The sequence below is a fragment of the Streptomyces tanashiensis genome (assembly GCF_014648895.1).
Taxonomy (GTDB): domain Bacteria; phylum Actinomycetota; class Actinomycetes; order Streptomycetales; family Streptomycetaceae; genus Streptomyces; species Streptomyces tanashiensis.
Genome location: NZ_BMRZ01000002.1, coordinates 755941 through 774478 on the forward strand (window position 1 = coordinate 755941; position 18538 = coordinate 774478).

The following is an 18538-nucleotide window of genomic DNA, read 5'->3' on the forward strand; positions in this document are numbered from 1 at the left end:
CATCGGTCACGTCGGTGACGTGGGCCGGTGACCGGGAATCCGGTCACGCGGCGTTCATGGGGTGACCTTCGTCGCGGTCCGCGGTGCCCTCACGGGAAGAGCGCCTGGATGCTGACGACGGCCGCCGCTCGGGACCATTCCTCCCAGGGGAGGGGCCGCAGGGTCAGCGGGCACTTCGCGGCCGCCTTGAAGCAGTGCGCGGCGTACGCCTCCCTGATGTGCACTCCGAAGAGGTCGTAGGTGTCGAGTCCTTCGCCGGTGACGACGACGCGTTCGGGCCCCAGGAGGCTCACGAGATTGGCGATGCCGACACCGATGGCCTTGCCGGCCCGGGCGAAGGCCTCCCGCGCGGCGGGGTCTCCTTCGCGGGCGAGGCGGACCGTGCCGTCGAAGTCGAGGTCGGTGCTGCCGGTGGCCCGGCGGACCGTGCCGAGGATGGCGTCGCTGGACGCGATGGCCTCGACACAGCCGATCGAGCCGCAGTGGCAGCGCGGTCCCGCCGGATCGACACTGATGTGGCCCATCTCGCCGGCCACTCCGTAGGCGCCCTCGACCAGGCGGCCGTTGACGACGATCCCGGAGCCGATGCCCGCGCCGATGGTGACGAGCGCGAAGTACTCGGTCCCGATGCCGTCGCCGAACCAGTGCTCCGCGACGGTCAGGGCTTTGACGTCGTTGGCGATCGTGACGCTCAGCCCGGTGGCACGGGCCACGGTCTCGGCCAGCGGCACGTCGCGCCAGCCGGGGAGCACCGAGTAGCGCACGCGCCCACCGGGGCGGTCGACGTCACCGGAGACGGCGATGCCCACGTGTCGCGTTCGGGAACGGAACTCGGGCTGTGCGTCGAGGAGTTCGTCGACGAGGTCGGCGATCAGGGCGCACACGGCCGTCGGGCCGCGGTCGTCCAGCGGGCGGCTCGCGTGGACACGGGGTCGGGACCGCAGGTCGCAGACCGTGCCGTACAGGGTGTCGGCACTGATCTTCACTCCGACGAAGAATTCCCGGTCGGGGGTGACCGACAGCGGGTTCACCGGGCGTCCGGCTCCTGGCGCGGTGCGCTCGGGTGGGAGTTCGTGCAGGTAGCCGTCGTCGATCAGGGGCCTGGCGGCCTTGGTCACCGCGGTCGACGACAGCCCGGTGCGGCGGGCCAGTTCGACCCGGCTGAGCGGGCTCTCGGCCAACAGCAGGCTCAGGATGGCGGTTTCGGCCGGAGCGGTGACCAACGGCCGTGTCTGGTTCGGAAACACGGCGGCAACGTACCGGTAAATAAATAAGTTCGTCCAGTATTGATTTTCGCGAACCGCCACCCCTACCCTCGGGTCACTTCCGCGTCTCCGGACGCCTGGACGACGGCCGCCCACCCTTCGCGCCGATCCTCACCGCCCTGACACCTTGCTGGGATCACTCGTGCCTCGAACGTCTTCGACCGTCTCGTTCGACCGCGCCCTCGGGCTCGCGGTCCTCCGGACCCCCCACAGCATGTACGCCGTACGCCTCGGCGCCGACGGCAGCCCCCGGCATCTGCACTGGGGGCCCGCGCTCGACGCCGCAGACCTCGCGGCCCTGCCCGACGCGACCACACCCGCGGACAGCAGCTTCGAGGCCGACGCCGCCCCGGACGAACTCGCCCCGCAGACCGGAGCCCGCTTCGGGCCCGCGGGCCTCCAGGTCCGCTTCGCCGACGGCACGCGGGGCGCCCAGTGGCACTTCGCCGGCCACCACGTCGAGGGCGGCGAGCTGCGCCTTCGCCTCGCCGACCGCCATTACCCGCTGGCCGCCGAGCTCTGCTACCGGGTCCACCCCGACAGCGACGTCATCGAACGCTGGACGGAACTCACGCACACGGGGACGGCGGACTCCGGTCCGATCGCGGTCGACCGGCTGGACTCCGCCTCCTGGACGGCGCCGTCCCTGCCCGACCACCGGCTCAGCCATCTCGTCGGCGGCTGGAACAGCGAGTTCCAGCTGCACCGCGACCGGCTCCCGGTCGCCGAGACCGTCCTCACCAGCCGCCGCGGCGTCACCAGCCACCACGCCAACCCCTGGCTCGCCCTCGACGACGGCACCGCCGGCGAGGAGGACGGCGAGGTCTGGAGCACCGCCCTGGCCTGGAGCGGAAGCTGGCGCATCACCGTGCACCGGGACCCGGTCGGCCGCACCACCTGGACCGGCGGCTTCGGCCACGAGGGGGTCGGCTGGACGCTCGGCCCGGGCGACACCCTGCGCACCCCGGTCTTCGCGGGCCTGTACACCGACGGCGGCTTCGGTGCCGCGAGCCGCACCTGGCACACGTACCTCCGCGCCCACGTGCTCCCCTCCCCCGAGCGGGACCGGCCCGTCCTCTACAACTCGTGGGAAGCCACCGGCTTCGGCATCGACCACCCCGGACAGCTGCACCTGGCCCGCCTCGCCGCCCGCCTGGGAGCGGAGCTCTTCGTGGTGGACGACGGATGGTTCGGCGCGCGCACCAGCGACCGGGCGGGCCTCGGCGACTGGACGCCCCGGCCCTCCGCCTTCCCCGACGGCCTGCGGCCGCTCGCCGACGAGGTGCACCGACTGGGCATGGACTTCGGGCTGTGGGTCGAGCCGGAGATGGTCAACCGCGACAGCGACCTCTACCGCGCCCATCCGGACTGGGTCGTCCACACACCGACCCGGGACGCCACCGAGCTCCGCAATCAGCTCATGCTGAACTTCGGCCGTCCCGAGGTCGAGGCGTGGGCGCTGCGGACCCTCGACCGGCTGGTCCGCGACCATGCCGTCGACTGGCTCAAGTGGGACGCCAACCGAGTGGTCACCGAGGCGGGTTGGCCGGGACATCCCGACCCCGACCGGCTGTGGATCGACCACACCCGCGCCGTCTACCGCATCATGGACCGCCTCCGCGCCGACCACCCCGGCCTGCGGATCGAGGCCTGCGCGGGCGGCGGCGGCCGGGTCGACCTCGGCATCCTCGCCCGCACCGACCAGGCCTGGACCTCCGACAACACCGACCCCGTCGACCGGATCGGCATCCAGCACGGCTTCAGCCAGCTCTTCCCCGCGCAGGCCATGGCCGCCTGGGTCACCGACAGCCCCAACGTCACCACCGGCCGTGCCACTCCCCTGCGCTTCCGCTTCCACGTGGCGATGGCCGGGGCGCTCGGCCTCGGCGGAGACCTCACCCACTGGTCCGAGGAGGAACTCGACGAGGCGGCGGAGCTCGTCGCCCGCTACAAGGACATCCGCCCCCTCGTCCAGCACGGGCGGCAGCACCGCCTGAGCGGCCCCGGCGGCGTGACGGGCGTGCACTACGCCTCCGAGGACGGCGCCGAACACGCCGTTCTCGCCTGGCGCCCCACGACCCGCTTCGGCCACCCGCCCACGGCACTCGCCCTGCCGGCCCTGGACCCCGCGGCCCGGTACCTCGACCTGGACACCGGCACTCCGCACAGCGGAGCCGCCCTGGTACGGCACGGCATCGACCTCGCCCTGCCCGAGGGCGACTACGCCAGCCGGCTGATCCGTCTTCGCCGGACCGCCTGAGCATCAGAGGTGCGGCGCCCCATGGGGCGAACGCGGGCGAGGACGCCGGCCGGCTCGTCGGACGTGCGACGGCCCACGAGACCACCTCCGGGTCGCCCCGGAGGTGGTCTCGGCTGATCCCGGTCGCGGACCGCCGCCAGAACCGCCTCCCTGCCTGCCGGTCCTGGCGTCCGGCGGGCGAGAGGGTGGTGGCGGCCCACCACCCCCTGTGAGGAGATCCCGTGCTCGAAGGCTTCGGCGAAGCGCTCGCGGACCGGGAGTACTACCTGCCGCTGCCCAGCGTGGCCGACCCCGGTCCGCGTTTCGCTCCCGGCGACGTGCCGTCAGGTCTGCGCGGTTCCGCCCAGGGCATCTGGACGGTCTGGGGCGGTCCGCGGACCGGGCTCGCCGAGCAGGGCTGGAAGATCCACGTGTCGGCGCGCCTGGACCGCGCGCAGCACGTGCTCGACACGGTCGCCGCGATCTGCTTCTCCGAAGGCGTGCCCTTCAAGCACCTGAGCGCCCGGCTCTTCTTCCTGTTCCTCCATCACAAGCACGCCGCGCGTGCCCAGGCGGGCAAGTTCTGCGCCGTCTACCCGCCGGACACGGCGACCGCCCGACGGCTGCTCGAGCGCCTGCGCGCCGCGCTCGACGGGGAGGAGGGGCCGTACGTCCTCACCGACCGGCGCTTTCGCGACTCGCGGACGGTTCACTACCGCTACGGCTCCTTCGACGGCGCCCGCAGCCGGCTCCGGGCCGACGGCACCCGGGAGGGCCTGATCCGCGACGGCTCCGGCAGCGAGGTCGTGGACTCGCGGCTGCCCGCCTTCCACCTGCCCGCGGGGATCACGGACCCCTTCGTCGAGCAGGAGGTGCAGCCGCACGCGGGCCCGATCCTGATCCGCGACTACGAGGTGACCCGCGCGGTGCGTCTGAGCAACGCCGGTGGCGCCTACCGGGCCCGCGACCGGCGGACCGGCCGCACCGTCTTCCTCAAGGAGGCCCGCGCCCACAACGGCCTGGTCTTCGACGGGACCGACGCGCGGCAGCGGCTGCGGCACGAGTACGACGTGCTGCGCGAGGTGCACGCGGCCGCCCCCGGGGTGGGTCCGGAGCCGCTGGACCACTTCACGGAGTGGGAGCACGACTTCCTCGTCACCGAGTACGTCGAGGGCATGCCTCTGGTGGGCTGGCTGAGCCGGTCCTCCCCGCTGGCCCGCGCCGACCGCACGGCCGAGTCCGTCGCCGCGTACTACGAGGCGTGCCGGCGGCTGCTGGCCGCGCTGGACTCCTCCCTCGAGCGGCTGCACGCCGCCGGATACCGGTTCGGTGACCTCAGCCTGGGCAATGTCCTGGTCACGCCGGAGGGCGGGGTCCGTCTCGTGGACTTCGAGGCGGCATCGGCGCTGTCCGCCGCCCCGTCCAGGATGGGCACTCCGGGGTTCACGCCGCCGCCCGGCCTGCGCCGGGCCGACACCGATCCGCTGCTCCAGGACCGGTACGGCACGTCGGCGGTCGCCCTCGCCTTCCTGGCACCGTTCCACGAGATCGCCGAGCACGCGCCCGCCAACCTCTCACTCCTGCGCCGCGATCTGGCGGACGTGGCTCCGCCGCAGGACCTGTGGCAGCGGGCGACCGCCTTCCACCTGGCGGAGGACCGGGCGCGGGAGCAGAACGGTCCCGACGGCCCGTCCTCCCCCGTCGAGCCGGACACCGATCCGCGGGGCCGCCTCACCCGGCTGGCCGACGAGGTGGCCGCGGGTCTCCTTGAGATGGCTGACGCCGACCGGCCGGACTGGGCCTTCCCGCCGTCGCCCGAGGCGTTCCGGACCAACAACGTGTGCCTGGCCTACGGCACGGCCGGGGTGGTGCACGCCCTGCACCGCGCCGGGTTCGAGGTGCCGGAGGAGATCCGCGAACGGCTGCGCCGCGACACGCTGGCGCTGCGCGACGCACTGCCCCCCGGACTGTTCGTCGGCTCGGCCGGCATCGCCCGGGTGCTGGCCGGCCTCGGCCGGCTGGACGAGGCCGTCGACCTGCTCCGGGACGCCGACGGCCACCCGCTCACCGCCTCCTGCGGCACGCTGGCCGGCGGGCGGGCCGGGGTCGGCGTGGGCTGGCTCGCGCTGCACCGGCTGACCGGGGAGAGCAGCCACCTGGAGCGGGCCGCCGCGGCGGGGGAAGCCCTGCTGCGCACCCCCGACCTGCCGGCGACCCTCGGCGAGCACGACGCCCGCGGCCTGCTGCACGGCCGCTCCGGGCTCGCCCTCTTCCTCCACCGCCTGGCCCGCGACACCGGCGAGGACCGCTTCCTGGAGGCGGGCCGCCTGCTGCTCCACCAGGAGCTGGACCGGACCTTTCCGCTGGACGACGGCGCCCTGTCCGTCTCCGACGACGCGCGGCTCACCCGTGCCATGCCGTACCTGGCCACGGGCGCGGCAGGCGTCGCGGCGGTGCTCACCCGCTACGTGGCCACCGCGCCGGACGAGCGCTGCGCCGCGGCACTGCCGCGGCTGGTCGCCGGCATCCGGGTCTCCTGCGCCACGAAGGAGGCAGGTCTGTACCGGGGGCTGGCCGGTCTGGCCTGGTGCCTGACCGAGCACGCCGAGCGCACCGGCACGGACGCCGCCCGCAGGGACGCCGTGCGCGCCGCGACCGGCCTGCTGAAGTACGCCGTCCCGTATCGGCGTGGTGTGCGCTTCCTCGGAGCGGGTTCGCAGCGGTTCACGGCCGACCTCTCCAGCGGCGGGGCCGGTGTCCTGCTGGCCCTGCACCGTCTGCTGTCCGGCCCGCTCCTGACGGAGCCCCACCACGCACGTCCCCGGCTGCCGGCAGCCGCCTGACGTCGCCGGACGGGCCTCCCATGAACCCCTCGGCACACGGTGTACACCTCCGTGCCGAGGTATGCAGTGACCGACCGACACGCCCCCGACAGGAAAGAGGAGATCTTCCATGGACCAGATCCTCGCGCTCCAGACCCTGGACACCGAGCACGAGACCCACGCTCTCCCTCCGTGCTTCAGCGTCGCCTGGAGCATCAGCGACATCTTCCCCGAGCCGATGTAGCAGGTGTCGGTCCCCGCAAGGGCCGGAACCGGCGGTCCTGCCACCGGTCCCGGCCCGCCGCGTTCTGGAGGGATCGTCCGCGTTGCTCGTGTGGGCGCAGGGGCGCAGAGTTGTATGTGTGCGTCGAAGCACCGGTTGGCGTCTGTCGATCACTGCCGCCTCGGGATATGGGCGACTCCTGACGGGGGTGGGGATGACCTGGGAATCTGACCGCCCCACCCGCTTCGCCTCGAGTAGCGGAAAGGGGCGGTGTGAAGCCCGTGGGACAGAGCATGGACTACAAGGCGTTGTTCGCGGCCACGCCCAGTCCCTACCTGGTGCTGGGACCGGACCTGGTGATCGTCGACGTCAACGACGCCTACCTGCGCGCCACCGGTCGGACCAGAGAGGACCTGGTCGGTCAGTACATCTTCGACGCCTTCCCGGACAATCCGGCGGATGCGAACGCGGACGGGGTGCGGAATCTCGGCACCTCGCTGCACCGGGCCCTGCGGTCGAAGCAGCCGGACACGATGGCGGTGCAGAAGTACGACATCCCCGTCGCTTCCCGGCCCGGGGTGTTCGAGGAGCGGTGGTGGTCGCCGATCAACACCCCCGTGCTCGGGCCGGACGGTCAGGTGGCGTGGATCATCCACCGGGTGGAGGACGTGACCGAGTTCGTCCGCTCCCGACCGGCCCACCCGACGGGCGGACCACTGAGCAAGCGGGTGGCGATGGAGGCCGAGCTGTACGCGCGGGCGCGGGAACTGCAGCGGCTGAACGAGGAACTGCGCCAAGCGCACGCCCGGGAACGCCAGGTCGCCGTCACCCTGCAGGAAGCCATGCTGCACTCGCCCGACCTGGACCGGCACCGGAATGTCGAAGTGCGCTACCTCCCCGCGGTCGGGTCGCTGAACGTGTGCGGCGACTGGTACGACGTCGTGGATCTGCCCGACGACTCCTTCGCTGTCGCGGTCGGTGACGTCGTCGGCCACGGCCTGGAGGCCGCCGCCGTCATGGGCATGCTCCGCAGCGCGCTGAGCGCCGCTGTCAGGGCCCTGCACGAGCCCGCGAAATCGCTGGAGGTCCTCGGCCTGTACGCCCGGTCGGTCGAAGGGGCACTGGCGACGACCGCCGTCAAGGCGGTGATCGACACCCACCAGCAGCGGATCACCTACAGCAGCGCCGGTCACCCCCCGCCCGTCCTGGTACACCCCGACGGCACCAGCCACCTGTTGGACCAGGCCACCGACCCGCCGCTGGGCGCCCGCCCCGAACACGTCCCCCGCCCGCAGGCCACCCTGCCGTACACCCCCGGTGACACCCTCGTCCTGTACACCGACGGCCTCATCGAGCGCCGCGGCGAGGACATCGACGCCGGCCTGCGACGGCTCACCGACGCCCTGGCCCTCCATGCCCGGACGAGCCCCGACCGCATCGCCGACGCCCTGCTGACCCACCTCGGCGTGGCCGGCGGCGCCCACGACGACATCGCCCTGATCGTCGTGCGCCTGTAGGAGCGCGCCGAGGCCGCCAGGTCACTCCCGCTGGTCCCGGCGCACCCGTGGCCGCGGCTGTGACCGGGAAGTCGCTGGCAGCGAGCCCGGAGTGTCTTGTATCGTTCCTCGCGAATCATCCAGAGGGGTGGAGGGACCGGCCCTACGAAGCCCCGGCAACTCCCCGTTCGACTCGGCGTTCCCTGTTCGCGCCGCGTTGCCGGGATCAGTGCCAACTCCGGCTCGCGCCAACGTGGCGCGGGAAAAGATGAGGAGACACGGTGCTCTCTACGCTGCCCTTCCCCCAGGTTCTCTCCGCTCCGGGCTTTCCGCGTACCCATCTCGTGATCGTCGCGGCATATCGGCCGACCGTTTCGGCCCCTTCCCGCTGACCATCCCCGCCCCCTGGGTGAGGCTCCGTGCGCCATGGCGCGCGGACCGAGACTGGAGTACCCCCTTTTCATGAACAATCCGGAAATTTCCAGTGGTGTCGGCGTCCTCGACAAGGCCGCGGTGATCCTCGGCGCGCTGGCGGCAGGCCCGGCCACGCTGGCGGGACTGGTCGCCTCCACCGGCCTCGCGCGGCCCACGGCCCACCGACTCGCCCTCGCGCTCGAACGCCACCGCATGGTCGGCAGGGACGTGCAGGGGCGCTTCGTCCTCGGCCCCCGGCTCGCCGAGCTCTCGGCCGTCGTCGGCGAGGACTCCCTGCTGGCCGCGGCCGGCCCGGTCCTCACCTCCCTTCGGGACGCCACCGGCGAAAGCACGCAGCTGTACCGCCGCCAGGGTGAGGTGCGCGTCTGCGTCGCCGCCGCCGAACGGACCTCCGGACTGCGCGACATCGTGCCCGTCGGCTCCGCCCTCCCCATGAAGGTCGGGTCCGCCGCCCAGGTCCTGCTGGCCTGGGAGGAACCCGAGCGCTACTACCACGGTCTGCGGGGCGCGCGCTTCACCGCCACGGCCCTCAGCGGGGTGCGCCGCAGGGGCTGGGCCCAGTCGATCGGTGAGCGTGAACCCGGCATGGCCTCCGTCTCGGCGCCCGTGCGCGACCCGCAGCAGCGGGTCGTGGCCGCCCTCACGGTCACCGGGCCGATCCAACGCCTCACCCGCCATCCCGGCGCCCGGCTCGCGAGGGCCGCCGTCGACGCGGCCGACCGCCTCACCGAGGTCATGCACCACTCCTGACGTGGCGACCCCCCGGGACCCCTGACGCCACCCGAAAATCCGTCGACAGCATCCCGCGGCACCCGGCAGAGTGGCCGGCCGTGACAAGCAGTGAGCTGTGGACCCGTATGACCGCTGACCGCTACGACGCCGAGGAGACCGAGATGTCCTCGGCCGCCGTCCTCGGACCGACCCTCGCCTTCCTCGCCGACCTCGCCGGAGACGGCCGCGCCCTGGAGTTCGCCATCGGAACCGGACGCGTGGGCGTCCCGCTCCGGGAACGCGGCGTGCCGGTGGCGGGCATCGAGCTCTCCGAACACATGGCAGCCGTACTGCGGCGCAAGGCCGACGCCGACACCCTCCCGGTGGCCATCGGGGACATGGCCACCACCGTCGTCCCCGGGGAGTTCTCCCTGGTCTATCTCGTCTACAACACCATCTCGAACCTGCTCACGCAGGACGAGCAGGTCGAGTGCTTCCGCAACGCCGCGCGTCACCTGGCACCCGGCGGCCGTTTCGTCATCGAACTGGGCGTGCCGCCCCTGCGCTTCCTTCCGCCCGGCCAGGTCGCGGTGCCGTTCGACGTCTCCGAGCGGCACCTCGGCTTCGACACCTTCGACCTGGTCGAGCAGATCCTCGTCTCGCACCACTTCACCCGCGACGGCACCGACGGCCGCTACCGCCGGGAGAACTCCCGGCACCGGTACGCCTGGCCGGCGGAGCTCGATCTGATGGCGCGGATCGCCGGGCTGGAGCTGGAGCGTCGGGTCGCGGACTGGGACGGGACGCCGTTCACCCAGGACTCCTCGAAGCACATCTCCGTATGGCGTAAGCCCGCCTGAGGGATCCCAGCGGTGGCGGCCTGCCCTCAGGCCGCCGCCCGGATGCGCGGACCGGGGCCTCGCCGCCCTCCGTCCGCCCGCTCACGGACTGCGCGGGCGGCGAGGGTGCGGGCCGCCGCTGCGCATGCACGTCCCGGTCGGTCTCCCTACGATGAAGGCAGAGGTCAGGCCGTACTGCCCGGCCCGACGGGAGCGAGGGAACATGGCCGCCGAGGATGCCGCGCCCGCCGGGCGCCCCGTGGGTCTCAAGGCGAACGCGATCGGGTTCGTCGACGCGCTCGTCATCGGGCTCAACGCCACCTCCCCCGCCTATTCCCTCGCGGCCGTGATCGGCCCCGTCGTCGCGCTGGTCGGGATCTACGCACCCGGCGTCATGGTCGCTTCCTTCGTGCCGATGCTGTTCATCGCGTCGGCGTTCTACTACCTGAACAAGGTCGACCAGGACTGCGGCACGACCTTCTCCTGGGTCACGCGCGCCATGGGCCCGTGGGCCGGCTGGCTCGGTGGCTGGGCCATCACGATGACGGGCGTCCTGGTCGTCGGCTCGCTCGCCGACGTGGCCGTCAGCTTCGCCCTGCTCGCCTTCGGCCTCGACAGCTGGGTGGACAACACCTTCGTCCGCCAGCTGCTCACCGTGCTGCTCATCCTCGTCATGACGGCCGTGTGCGTCATCGGCACCGAGCTCTCGGCCCATGTGCAGAACGTCCTCATCCTGGCCCAGGTCGCCTGCCTGCTGATCTTCGTCGGCGTGGCGCTCTACAGCGTCTACGGAGGCACGAGCAAGTACGACGCGGTCGAGCCGTCCCTCAGCTGGCTCAATCCGTTCGGCGCCGGTGGCGCGGCGCTCACCAGCGGGCTGCTCCTCGGCGTCTTCATCTACTGGGGCTGGGAGTCGGCGGTCAACCTCACCGAGGAGGTCAAGGACTCCGCGAGCGCCCCCGGCAAGGCGGGGCTCTGGTCGACCGTCATCCTGCTGGTGACCTACGTGTCCGTGGGGTTCGCCGTCGTGGCGTACGCCGGTCCGACGTTCCTGGCCGAGAACGCGGACGAGGAGGAGTTCGTCTTCGCCCAGCTCGCCACGGACGTCCTCGGCGGCTGGGACTGGATCCTGCTGCTGGCCGTCTCCACCTCGGCGATCGCGTCCACCCAGACGACGATCATCCCGGCGTCGCGCACCGCGCTGTCCATGGCCCGCCGCCGGGCGCTGCCCGCCCCGTACGGCCACATCAGCCCGCGCTTCCGCACCCCCGACGTGAGTACGTGGTGGGTCGCCGCCATCGCCATCGCCTGGTACCTCGCGGTGAGCCAGATCAGCTCGAACGCCCTCTTCGACTCGCTCACCGCGCTCTCGCTGCTCATCTCCTTCTACTACGCGCTCACCGGCCTCGCCTGCGTGGTCTACTACCGTCGCCACATCTTCGAGAGCGTCCACAACTTCCTGTTCATCGGGCTGGGCCCTCTGGTGGGTGCCGGACTGCTCGCGTGGCTCCTGGTGCGGTCGGTCTCCGACATGTCCGATCCGGAGAACTCCTACAGCGGCACGTCGTGGTTCGGTCTCGGACCGCCGCTCGTGATCGGTATCGGCATCGCCCTCGCCGGCGTGATCATCATGCTCGTGTGGCGTCTGCGGGCCCCCGCGTTCTGGCGGGAGCGCCCGGGTGTGGCCGACCCCGATCTGGTGCACGCCCACGGCCCTCGCGAGGAGTCCTGAGATGTCGGTCGTCCTGGGCTACGACGAATCCCCCGGCGCCGCCCGGGCGCTGCGCATCGCCGTCGAGGTGGCCGCGGCCTTCGACGAGCGACTCGTCCTGGTCTACGGGGCCGCGGCCCCCGGGCCCGTGGGCGAGGAGTACTCGTCCCACTACGAGGCCATCCGCCAGGCCGGCCGCACCGGTCTGGAGCACGCGGTCACCGAGGCCGACCGGGCGGGTGTGCCGACCGTCGTCGAGGTCATCGACGACAAGCCCGCCCAGGCCCTGATCGACGCGGCCACCCGTCACGCCGCACGCGTCATCGTGGTCGGCAGCTGGGGCGAGAGCCCGATGCGGGGCGCGCTCCTGGGTTCGACCCCTCACAAGCTTCTGCATCTGTCCACCGTCCCCGTTCTGTGCGTGCCTCCCGAGGAAGTGGAGTGACGGCGCGGCACGTGTGATCCGCCGCGCGAGGGCTCGCTCGGCGGCCTCTCCAAGAACAACGCATCGGTCCTGCGCCGGATCACGGACCGCTGGGACTACGACCTCCTCGGTGACCAACTCCCCTGGCGGGCCTGGGAGAACGGGGAGGAGACGCGTACCGGGCTGACCGCCTGGCTCGTGGGCCACGCGTCCGCCCGCCTCCGCGCCCACAGCGCACCGGAGGACCTCCTCCACCGGATACGGCTGCTCGGTGTCACCGGACCCGATCGCTGGGAAGACCCGCACCGGCCTCCGTACCGCTACTGACGCACCGAGGGTTCAACACCCTTTTCCCGTCGCGCCGTTGATGTGGTCTATACGCGTAGACACGTCATGCCCCATCATGGTCGCGCTCCACCCCGGCACCATCACGCCGGCCGCACACCCGCGGCCGGTGTCTCAGGCGTGCCCCCGACACCCCGGGGCGCCGCCCGACTTCCGCTGGAGGATGTCTTGTCCGTCAGAAAGCAGCTCCGCACCGCCCTGTGCGGCCTCGCCCTCGCCGGCGTCGTGGTCACCACCACCCAGGGCCCCGCCGCCGCGGCGCCCACGGTGGACGGCGGGGCGAAGGTGTCGCCGGTGGCCGCCGCCGAGGACGCGGCCGCCCGCTCGCTGGCCCGATCGCTCGGCGACGCCGGCTGGCGGGCCGAGGTCGGCAGGGCGGTCGCGGGCGGGACCGGGACGGGGCTGAAGGCCCTCGCCGACACGTCCCGTACGAGGGCGGCGACATCGCTCGCCGTCGACGTCGCCGCCGCGGACCGTTCCGTACGCGCGGCCAAGGGGCTGGCCGCCGACGCGGGCGGGCTGCTCACCGTGACGCTGACCGGGGCCGTCGGCTCCCACCGTGCCCCGCTGGTCGCCGTCGCCCCGTCCGACGACGAGGCCACCGCCATCACCGCCTACGACACGAACGGGCGGGCCCACACGCTGGACGCGGCCAGAACCCCCGACGTGCCGGTGTACGTCGTCGGCATCGACGGGGAGAAGGCGGTCGAGGCCGGCGTGAAGGTCCTGGAGCGCGAGCTCGCCGCCGCCGGGGTCGCCACGGCAGCGCCCTCGGCCCCTGCCGCCCCTGCCGCGACCGCCGCCACCGGCTACTGGACCTCCCGCATCACCTCGGTCCGCCTCAATGACGACATGGAGACCTGGATCAAGGGCGACGCCGAGATCTTCAGCATCGTCAGCGGCTTCGGGCTCGACGGCAAGGTCCGCGTCGACACGGTGACCCACCCGTACCTGAACGACGCGGGGACCACCTACTACCCGAACCAGATCCTGGTGAACTGGTCGCAGTACAAGTACAACCTGGCCGACGTCGTGATGATGGAGGACGACGGCGACACCAACTACTCGGCGCTGGCCAAGGCCATCGCCGCCGCGCTGCTCACCATCGCCGACCTCGGCGCGTACATCCCGCTGGTCGACCCGGTCGTCGACGCGATCCCGTCCTCGTTCTGGACCGACGACGCCGACTTCGTGGACGCCTGGTACACCCTGGCCCGGGAGACCACGGGCACCCGCGACGGAGCCGGCGCGAACGGCCGGTTCACCTTCGACCGCTACTGGGTCTCCGCCCTCTGACGGAGCCCCGGGCGCCGAACACCCTGATCCCCGCCGGCCGAGCGGGGGTCGGGGCCTCGCCCTGAGGTCCGACAGGGTCAACTCTTCACGAATCGACCCCCGTTGGCGACAGGCGCACGGGGGCCTTCGGCAGGGCTTCTCGGAGGCGGTGCAGGAGTGCCTGGGCCGCGGGGCTCGTGGGGCCGGTGGACGGCCAGGCGAGGACGATGCGGGCACGGATCCGGGGTTCGACGATCGGCAGGGTGGTCAGCGGTCCGCCGAGGTCCGGACCCTCCTCCCCGAAGGGCAGTACGGCGACGCCCAGGCCTCGGGCGGCGAGCTGCGCGAGCACGTGGGGGGCTGCCGCCTCGAAGGCGACGCGGGGCCGGAATCCGGCCTGTGCACAGGCGCGTTCGAGGGCGGCGCGCACGCCGGTTCCGCGGGGCAGGCAGATCAGCGGGCGGTCCCGCAGGTCCGCCAGCGGGACGCTGGTGCGGTCGGGGCCGAGGAGGGGGTCGCCGGGCGCGACGGCCGCGGCGAGCGCCGCATCGATGACCGTGCGATAGGAGAGGCCCTGCGGGGCCTCTCCCGTGGGTCCGAGGAGGGCGATGTCGATCTCTCCGGAGAGGAGTGCGGCCTGCATCCGCTCCGAGCTGTCCTCGGTGAGCGCGATCTCCAGTGCGGGGAACGAAGCGTGGAAGTCCGCGAGGAACGAGGCGACGTCGAAGGCATGACCCGTGGCACCGGAGACCGTTCCGAGAGTGACCCGCCCGCGCAGGAGTCCGGTGTGCTCGTCGACGGTCTGCCGTACCGCGTCCGCGGCGGCGAGGGCGGCGCGCGCGTACGGCAGGACGGCCCGGCCGACCTCGGTCGGCGTCACCGACCGGTTGGACCGGTCGGCCCTCAGGCTGGACCGCATGGGTATCGCGACATCACGCAAGGACGCCCGCGCCGAGGTCAGGCAGCTGATCGCGGCGGAGCGCCGGGAGTTGGCCGATCTGCTGGACGGCCTGCGGGCCGAGCAGTGGGAGAGTCCGAGCCTCTGCGGGGGATGGCGGGTCCGTGAGGTCGCGGCCCATATGTCGATGGGGTTCCGGCTCTCCCTGCCGGCGACGCTGGGGGAACTGGCCAAGGCACGGGGGAACCTGAACCGGATGACCGACCGCGTCGCACGGAGGGACGCGGCCGCACACTCCGGCTCCGAGCTCGCCGCGTTTCTGCGGGAGGGTGCGTACCATCCGTGGACGCCACCGGTCGGCGGGTTCCCGGCGGCCCTCGGTCACGACGTGGTGCACGGACTGGACATCACCGTCGCCCTCGGCCTGGACCGGCGGGTCCCCGAGGACCGGTTGCGCGTACTGCTCGACGGAGTCCGGCCCAGCGGTCTGAGGTTCTTCGGTGTCGATCTCTCCGGAGTCCGGCTGTGCGCGGAGGATCTGGACTGGTCGTACGGATCCGGTTCGGCCGTGTACGGCACGGGCCAGGACCTCCTCCTGCTCGCGTTCGGCCGCAGGCTGCCGAGCGGCCGGCTCCGTGGGGAGACGAGCGGCCGCTTCACCCTGTGAATGCGTCCTCCCTCGGACGGCGGGCTGCCCAACCTTCACGAGTGCCGGGCAGCATGATCGACGGCACGGCAGGATGTGCCGGGGGGTGGAAGTCGTTGAGAATGTGGATCGAGGCGAACCCGGAGGCCTTCGCGGCCCTGGTGGCGGTGCTCGCGATCGTCGGTGGTCTCGCGGGGAGCCTGATCGGGGCGAAGATCCAGGCGAACGGGGGAAGGGACCAGGCCGCAGCGGCCCGCGAGGCCGCGCAGATCGCCGGCGAATCCCAGCGGGCGGCGGCACTGTGGACCGTCCGGCAGGTGCAGACCGCCGCGTACATCCAGCAGGCCCGGGAGGTCATGCGCATCGGTGAGCCGATGTTCACGCACGACGACGCGGCCGGGGGCCTGTCCGAACAGGTCCACGCGGCGACCCAGGACTTGGGCCACCGGAGGGCGGAGCTGGAGCTGGTGGCGACCCGGGCGGTGGTCGCCGCCGCCCAGGCCACGGACGGAGCCGTCCTTCGCTTCGCCGACCTCGCCCTCAGGGCCGGGCCGGGTGTGTACGCGTACCGCTCGTTGCCGCCGGGCGCGATGGACGCCGACCTCGCGGACGCCATGGTCGAGCACTGGCGTGCCTCGCACTCGGGCAGCCACTCGCTGCACGACCTCGACGAGCAGCGGAACGCCCGCGATCGCGCCGAGCAGCGACTCCGCGCGATCACGCCTCCGCTCCCGCCCGCGCACATCTCCGCGATCCTCGATCTCTACGCCCGCACGGAGGACGCCCTCCTGGAGCGCCACATGCTCAGGCAAGAGGTGTCCCGCTCGCTGGAACTGCTGATCGAAGCCGCACGCTCGATGCTGCACTCCGATCACGAAGGCGGAACCGGGCTCGTCTCTCGCCCGTGACATCCGACCGGTGCCCCCGTCGGCCCGGCACCGGCGGGGGGCGCTCGTCACGCGGGTGACTGCCTGTCGGGCAGTGCGTGCGCGAGGAGGAACTCGGTCGCTCCCGCGATGGCTTCGGCGTAGGAGCCGTGGTCGGGCCCGGACTCCATCTCCTGCTGGTCCGCTCCGGTGGCGGTGTACCACCAGGCGTCGGCGTCGGCATCGTGGTGCACGACGGCGGTGCCGCCCGCGTAGTTCAGGGGGATCGATTCCTTGGTGGAGTTCCTGACGACGGCGTGGGGCCACTTGAGACGGGCGGACTGACGCTTGATGCCGCCCCACGCCGCGCCGAGCTGGGCGTAGTTCGCTCCGCTGCGGCCGGCGACGGTGGCGGCGCTCTCCGCCAGCCGGTCGACGGACAGCTTGGCTTCGTACAGGGCCCGCAGAAGCGCCAGTTGCACATCGGGCGCCGCCATGAGCACGGGGTCGAAGTACGTGCCGGCGGAGCTGTAGGCCAGCGCGCGGGTCGAGATCCCCTCAGCGAGCGCACGGACCGCGTCGAGGACCTTCTCGTCCATGGCGAACGCGTCGTCCACGGTCGGCTCGTTCCAGGGAGGCTCGACCAGGTTCGAGAAGGCGTTCCAGAAGTTCTCGTCACTCTTGTCGGGAGTCGGGATCCCCGTCATATCGTTCATTCGACAAGCATACCTGTCATCCATGGATTGCGACAGTTTTCTCTGTCATCGTGCCGGGGTTGTGTCACCCGGCTGCCCCACCCCGGCGCCGACCCGCCGCCCGCGTCGGGGTGAGGAACCCTGACGCGGGCGACGGCACGTCAGGGGCGGGCGGCGACGGCTTCGACCTCGAACAGCACGTCAGGCGTGGCGAGGCTCGCGACACCGATCAGGGTCTGCGTGGGCGGCTTCTCTCCCCAGACCTCCTGCACGGCCCCGGCGATCGGCCCGAGCTTGGTGACGTCATGGTTCACCACGTACGTCCTGAGCTGGACGACGTGGCCGAGGTCGAGCCCATGGGCGGCGAGGGCGACGCCGATGTTGCGGAACGTCTGCTTCACCTGTTCGGCGAAGTCGGCCGAGACGACCGCGCCGTCCGGGCCCGATCCGTACTGGCCCGCGATGAGGACCAGTTCCTGACCTGCGGGGACGGTGACGGTGTGGCTGTATCCGAACGGGACCGGGTCGTGCAGGCCGTCCGGATTGACGATGGTGTGTGCCATGGGAGGACACCTCTCGTGGGTGGTGGGGTGTGTCGTGCTGAAGCCTCCCAACGAATACGCGACACCCTCTGTCATGTATGTCGGTAGAGTTTTCGGATGCGCGCCGATCGACTCGTCTCGCTGGTGCTCCTCCTGCGGCAGCACGGTCGGCTGTCCGCGACCGCACTGGCCCGCGAGCTGGAGGTGTCCACCCGCACCGTGCTCCGCGACATCGAGTCGCTGTCCGCGGCCGGTGTCAAGGTCTACGCCGAGCGCGGCCGGAACGGCGGCTTCGCCCTGCTGCCCGGCTTCCAGACCGAGCTCACCGGACTGAACCACGACGAGGCACTCGCCCTGCTGGTCGCCGGATCGCGGCGCGGCGCGCAGACGTTCGGCCTCGGCACGGCCCTCGCCTCGGCGATGCGCAAGGTGGTCGACGCGCTGCCCGAGAGCTATCGGGTGACCGCGGCCGGCGCGGCTCAGCGCCTGCTCGTCGACCCCGAGACGGATCTGCTCGCGCGTCGGCAGGTGGCCGAGGAGATACCGGACGTCGTCGTGGCCGAGGTCCGCCGGGCGGTGTTCGCCGGACACAAGCTGCGCATCCACTACGCGGCCGTGGGCCAGGCGGCGACGTGGCGCACGGTGGACCCGATCGGTCTGGTCACCGTGCGCGGCCAGGGCTATCTGCTCGCCACGAGGTCCGGCGCGGACCGCACGTACCGACTGTCACGCGTCGAGGCCGCAGAGGAACTGGACGAACCGGCACAGCGTCCGGACCGGGTCGACCTGGACCGGGCCTGGCAGGAGCGCAGCGCACGGTTCCGTACCGGTGGCGACCAGGTCGCCGTGCTCGTACGGATGAACCCCGCGCGACGCCAGGAACTGGTCGGCACCGCGCTGGCCGTACTCGCCGAGGAGACCGAGGCGGACGGCCGGCTGCGGCTCGAGGTGACCTTCCAGGATCCGCGGCACGCCGAATGGGCACTGTGGCAGCTGGGCACGGACGCGGAAGCCCTCGCCCCGCAGTGGTTGCGGGCATCGCTGCGCGACCGCGCCGCCGCGATCGCCGCTCGCTACGGCGCGTCGTCCGGATAGTGGTCGGCGCC

At 72.3% G+C, this 18538-nt stretch carries 15 protein-coding genes and 1 riboswitch; of the genes, 11 read left to right on the plus strand and 4 right to left on the minus strand.

Annotated features, from left to right (window positions below; genetic code table 11):
- Positions 1–89: 89 nt before the first annotated feature.
- Entirely contained in the window at positions 90–1247 is a 1158-nt protein-coding gene (locus tag IE237_RS08950; RefSeq protein WP_229842465.1) for an ROK family transcriptional regulator, read from the minus strand.
- Between the two features lie 232 nt (positions 1248–1479).
- On the opposite strand from IE237_RS08950, the gene IE237_RS08955 reads away from it, so the two are divergent.
- The 8 genes from IE237_RS08955 (at position 1480) to IE237_RS08990 (ending at position 13806) form a co-directional block, all read left to right on the plus strand.
- Positions 1480–3525 carry an alpha-galactosidase gene (locus IE237_RS08955; protein ID WP_189801629.1) on the plus strand — a complete coding sequence of 682 codons (2046 nt, stop codon included), beginning with the start codon at positions 1480–1482 and terminating at the stop codon, positions 3523–3525.
- A gap of 221 nt (positions 3526–3746) precedes the next feature.
- Entirely contained in the window at positions 3747–6347 is a 2601-nt protein-coding gene (gene lanKC, locus IE237_RS08960; RefSeq protein ID WP_189801255.1) for a class III lanthionine synthetase LanKC, read from the plus strand.
- A 495-nt stretch (positions 6348–6842) separates the two neighbouring features.
- Positions 6843–8066 carry a PP2C family protein-serine/threonine phosphatase gene (locus IE237_RS08965; protein ID WP_370468168.1) on the plus strand — a complete coding sequence of 408 codons (1224 nt, stop codon included), beginning with the start codon at positions 6843–6845 and terminating at the stop codon, positions 8064–8066.
- Positions 8067–8178: 112 nt separating this feature from the next.
- Positions 8179–8320: riboswitch (SAM riboswitch) on the plus strand.
- Positions 8321–8507: 187 nt separating this feature from the next.
- The gene (locus IE237_RS08970; protein WP_189801257.1) at positions 8508–9230 is read left to right on the plus strand and encodes an IclR family transcriptional regulator; all 723 of its coding nucleotides are present in this window, start codon (positions 8508–8510) and stop codon (positions 9228–9230) included.
- 80 nt (positions 9231–9310) lie between these two features.
- Complete coding sequence (locus tag IE237_RS08975) at positions 9311–10051, plus strand: class I SAM-dependent DNA methyltransferase (protein ID WP_189801258.1); 741 nt, start codon at positions 9311–9313, stop codon at positions 10049–10051.
- A 202-nt stretch (positions 10052–10253) separates the two neighbouring features.
- The gene (locus IE237_RS08980) at positions 10254–11762 is read left to right on the plus strand and encodes an APC family permease (protein WP_189801259.1); all 1509 of its coding nucleotides are present in this window, start codon (positions 10254–10256) and stop codon (positions 11760–11762) included.
- A 1-nt stretch (position 11763) separates the two neighbouring features.
- Positions 11764–12186, plus strand: coding sequence for a universal stress protein (locus IE237_RS08985; RefSeq protein WP_189801260.1), 423 nt, complete (start codon positions 11764–11766; stop codon positions 12184–12186).
- Between the two features lie 492 nt (positions 12187–12678).
- A complete protein-coding gene (locus tag IE237_RS08990; protein ID WP_229842467.1) occupies positions 12679–13806 on the plus strand; it encodes a DUF3103 family protein in 1128 nt (375 codons plus the stop codon).
- A gap of 85 nt (positions 13807–13891) precedes the next feature.
- Here the strand turns inward: IE237_RS08990 and IE237_RS08995 are convergent, their stop codons facing one another.
- The gene (locus IE237_RS08995; RefSeq protein ID WP_189801262.1) at positions 13892–14704 is read right to left on the minus strand and encodes a LysR substrate-binding domain-containing protein; all 813 of its coding nucleotides are present in this window, start codon (positions 14702–14704) and stop codon (positions 13892–13894) included.
- On the opposite strand from IE237_RS08995, the gene IE237_RS09000 reads away from it, so the two are divergent.
- The gene (locus tag IE237_RS09000; RefSeq protein ID WP_189801263.1) at positions 14703–15350 is read left to right on the plus strand and encodes a maleylpyruvate isomerase family mycothiol-dependent enzyme; all 648 of its coding nucleotides are present in this window, start codon (positions 14703–14705) and stop codon (positions 15348–15350) included. The two genes, IE237_RS08995 and IE237_RS09000, sit on opposite strands and share 2 nt — an antisense overlap.
- Positions 15351–15451: 101 nt before the next feature.
- Positions 15452–16237: a hypothetical protein gene (locus IE237_RS09005; protein WP_189801264.1), complete on the plus strand. Its 786-nt coding sequence runs from the start codon at positions 15452–15454 to the stop codon at positions 16235–16237.
- A 47-nt stretch (positions 16238–16284) separates the two neighbouring features.
- On the opposite strand, the gene IE237_RS09010 is transcribed toward IE237_RS09005, so the two are convergent.
- Positions 16285–16911 carry a hypothetical protein gene (locus IE237_RS09010; RefSeq protein WP_189801265.1) on the minus strand — a complete coding sequence of 209 codons (627 nt, stop codon included), beginning with the start codon at positions 16909–16911 and terminating at the stop codon, positions 16285–16287.
- Between the two features lie 140 nt (positions 16912–17051).
- On the minus strand, positions 17052–17453 hold the full coding sequence (locus tag IE237_RS09015) for a RidA family protein (RefSeq protein ID WP_189801266.1): 402 nt from the start codon (positions 17451–17453) through the stop codon (positions 17052–17054).
- Between the two features lie 96 nt (positions 17454–17549).
- Between IE237_RS09015 and IE237_RS09020 the strand changes: the two genes are divergently transcribed.
- Entirely contained in the window at positions 17550–18527 is a 978-nt protein-coding gene (locus tag IE237_RS09020) for a helix-turn-helix transcriptional regulator (RefSeq protein WP_189801267.1), read from the plus strand.
- The last annotated feature ends 11 nt before the right edge of the window (positions 18528–18538 follow it).